At 73.1% G+C, this 3709-nt stretch carries 2 protein-coding genes and 1 pseudogene; all 3 read right to left on the minus strand.

Features of this window, described 5'->3' with window-relative positions; translation table 11 throughout:
- Window positions 1-1086, minus strand: a 1086-nt coding sequence (locus ACQKIP_RS42620) for an alginate lyase family protein (protein ID WP_427745475.1), incomplete at its 3' end; no start/stop codon positions are given.
- A 151-nt stretch (window positions 1087-1237) separates the two neighbouring features.
- Window positions 1238-2158 carry an ABC transporter ATP-binding protein gene (locus ACQKIP_RS42625; protein ID WP_365858330.1) on the minus strand — a complete coding sequence of 307 codons (921 nt, stop codon included), beginning with the start codon at window positions 2156-2158 and terminating at the stop codon, window positions 1238-1240.
- Window positions 2151-3709, minus strand: a pseudogene (locus tag ACQKIP_RS42630) (hypothetical protein); the annotation flags it as partial. The pseudogene ACQKIP_RS42630 and the gene ACQKIP_RS42625, both read right to left, overlap by 8 nt.

Consider the following 3709-nt stretch of genomic DNA (forward strand, 5'->3'; position numbering starts at 1 on the left):
GCCCAGGCCCCGGTGGACCGAGCCGCCGCAGAGCGAGCTCGGCGGTGCCTCGCCCAGCTCGTACCTGGCCTGGAAGCCGAGGCCCTGGCGCAGCCGCTCGCCGACGTCCGTCTTGTAGAGGTCGTCGCCCTGGATGCGGCTGGTCTCGGCGACGTGGGAGATCGCGGAGAGTCCGTATCCGGTGTGGGTGAAGTCGCGGCAGGTCTCCTGGGTGAGCCCGGTGGTGAAGGTGCCCTGGCCCTGCCAGTACTTGACGATCTTCGCGCGGGTGTCGAGGTTCTGGCTCGGCACGGTCTTGGGCAGGTCGCCGTCGGACGCGAGGTAGACGTAGGCGGCGGTACGGGTGCGGAACTTCGCCATGGCCTTGTCGTAGGACCCCTTGTCCTCGATGAAGACGGAGATGCCGATGGCGGCCTCCATCATCGACAGCTCCCAGTTGCCGTTGGAGTTGGAGCCGTTGATGATCTCGGGCAGGTAGACGTTGCGCAGCATCGTGGCGAAGCGGCCGGAGTTGCCCCAGCCGCCGGTGTACGTGTGCTTGATGATCTCGGCGGCCCTGGGCCAGGAAGAACCGGCCCAGCCGGTCTGGAGCGGGGCATTGCTGTTGGTGTGGTCCTTGATGGTCGCGGACCAGGCATCCATCAGCTCGATGGACTTCTTGGCGTAGCGCTCGTCGCGGGTGATGTACCAGGCCAGGGCCGTGGTGTACGCGGCTATCGCGTCCTCGCGCTCGTCGGTGCAGCCGTAGTTGGGGTCCGAGTAGGAGCCGCATTCGACGACCGCGCGGGGCTTGGGCGTGCGCGACAGGGAGGCGTACTTGCTCCCCATCATCTGGTCGTAGGCGCCCTTCCAGGGCTGGGCTCCGGCGTTGACCTTCTCCCTGGTGAAGTCCAGCTGACCGCGGGAGACGGTGACTCCGGGGTGCGCGAAGGTGGCGGGTGCGGCGCCCTGGGCGGCGTCGGCGCGTTCGGCGCCGGGCCAGGCGACGAGGGTGGCGACCAGGGCCGCCACCGTGGTGGCGAGGGTCGCGAGGACTGCCTTGCGGGGTCTGCGGTGGTGGCGCACGGGTGTGGGGGTGTCAGCCATGCGAAGGGCCATCCATTCTTGTATGTGAACTTCAAGTGCCTTTCTGAACACGCGTGTTGGCCCGAGACCATAAGTACGGACCAGGCTTCCGTCAAGGCGTGAAGTTAGAGGTTGCGTACACGTTGCGCACGCGAGACGTCAGAGCTCCTGCTCAGGGGGTGGGCGGGGCGGAATCCGGGCCCTCGCCCCAGACGCCGATGTGATCCGGCTCCGCCGTGAGCCGCACGCGTCCGCGCAGCCCGTAACGCTCCACGTAGTCGCGGGGCAGCTGCAACCGCCCCGCGCGGTCCAGAACCGTGAACTCCTCGCCCGCGCCGCCCTGTTCCCGCAGCGTCTCCGTGGACGTACGGCCGTCCCGGATGCGCACCGTGCGGCGGACCTGGCCGGAGACGAGCGGGTCGTGCGTGACCACCAGGACGGTCGCGCCGAGCTCCTCGTTGGCTCGGCGCAGGGCGGCGAACACCTCCTCGCCGCTTGCCGTGTCCAGCTCGCCGGTGGGCTCGTCGGCGAGCAGCACGCGCGGGGCGTTGGCGGAGGCGACCGCCACGGCGACGCGCTGCTGCTCGCCGCCGGACAGTTCGGCGGGCCGCCGGTCACGGCAGTACGCGACGCCGAGCACACCGAGCAGTTCGGCGGCCCGCGCGGCGCGCTCGCGGCGGGGCACGCGCGCGTACTTCATCGGCAGCGCGACGTTCTCCAGGGCGGTGAGGTACGGCAGGAGATTGCGCCCGGTCTGCTGCCACACGAAGCCGACGGTGCCCCTGCGGTAGCCGAGGCGCTCGCGGCGGCCCATGGAGAGCAGGTCGTGTCCGGCGACCTTCGCCCGGCCCGCGGTCGGCAGGTCGAGCCCCGAGAGGATCGACAGGAGGGTGGACTTGCCGGAGCCGGACGCGCCGACGAGCGCCACGCACTCCCCTTCCCCGACGACCAGGTCGAGCCCCTGGAGGGCCTGCACCTCCACCTTGCCGGTGCGGTAGACGCGTACGAGGTTGTCGCACACGACAAGGCCCTCGTCACCGGCGCTACGGCGCGCGGCGTTCGCGCGGGCCTCCAGATCGGCGAGCTCAGTCATCGTTCCTCCCCAGTCGCAGCACGGCTCCGAGGCCGCGCCGCCGTCCGAGCCAGGTCTCCACGCCCACCGCGGCGGCCACGAGGGCCACGGTTCCCGCGGCGAGGGCCGCGGTGAACAGCGCGTCGGTGCGCAGGGCGGGCGCGGTGGGCCCGCCGGTGAACTCCCGCAGGTCGAGCGCGGGTCCGAGCAGCCCCGGCAGGGTCAGACCGAGCGCGACGCCGCCGGCCACGGCAGCGAGCACCAGGGGCAGCAGCTGGAGCAGGTGCAGCCCGGCGGTGGCACGGCCGCCGAGTCCCAGGGTGCGAAGGCGGGCTGTGGTGCTGCCGCGGGCCGGGGCGGACAGCAGGAGTTCGAGCACGAGGGCGAGCAGCGCGAGGAGTACGGCCAGGGCCGTGCAGGCGGTGTGCGCGGCGGTCAGGGCCTCGGTCAGCCCGTCGTCGTCGGCCTCGGCCTGCTCCTCGGCGCGGATCCGCAGCTCTCCGGTGGCGGTGCCGGGTGCGGTGCGCGGGACCACGGAGCGCAGTTCGGCGGTGTCCAGGTGCGGCCCGTAGAGAAGCAGGGCGGACTCCTCGAACTCGCTCGCTTCGAAGCTCCCGAGGTCCCGGTTGTCGGCCAGCAGGAGGCGTTCTCTGCCCTGGGCGGCGGCCCGCAGCGGCCCCAGCGCGGGGTCGCGCCGCACCGCTTCGGGAAGACCGCCGACGACACGCAGGCGACGCTCTTGGCCGTGCACGGTGATGGTGAGCAGATCACCTGCGCCGGCGGCATCGGCAAGCACCCGAATCTCACGACCACCGCCACCACCCCGCCCAGCGGCGCCGCTCCCGCCTCCACCCGTGCCGGTGGCCTCACTTGCGCCCGCAGCACGGCCGGTGGACCTCCTCGCACCCTCCCCCTGGCCGGTGGCCTCGCTCCCGCCGCCGTCCAGACCCGTGGCCTCGCTTGCGTCCGCACTCCGGCCGGTGGCCGCCTCGCCGCCACTCCCGCTCCGGCCGGTGACGTTGCCCCCGCGTTCGCCCGGGCGCGTGGCCCCGCTCCCGCCTCCGCCGAGGCCCGCGTCCCGCAGGGCGGCCGCCGCTGCCGAACTGCCTCTCGCGGAGCGCAGCTTCGTGCCGTCGATGCCCACCAGGCTTGCGATCCCGTATCGCCCTCCGTCCGTTGCGCTCACCGGGTCGACCCGCAGTTGCCGTACCGCCACCGTCTCCCGCACTCCACGCGCGCGTGCCAGGCGGCCCGCGGTGTCGGGGTCGCGTCCGGCGCCCAGGAACGAGGCGTCGGCGCCGACCCGCCACGCGACGGCATCGCGACGGCCCTCCGTCAGCGTTCCGGCGACCAGGCCGCCGAACACGGCACCGGCCAGCGTCACCACCAGGACGAGCAGCGCGAGCGCCCTCGCGGGGGCCTCCTTGGCGGCGCGGGAGAGCGCGATGAGCGCCACGGCGCCGCGCCCCCGGCCGGCCCAGCGGGCGGCGAGGCGTACCGGCAGGGGGTAGAGGCGGATCAGTACGACCACCGTGGCGAGCCCGAGCAGCTCGGGCACGGCGGCGAGCACGG

Origin of the sequence: Streptomyces sp. NPDC059900, assembly GCF_050270335.1 — a bacterium.
Lineage (GTDB): Bacteria > Actinomycetota > Actinomycetes > Streptomycetales > Streptomycetaceae > Streptomyces.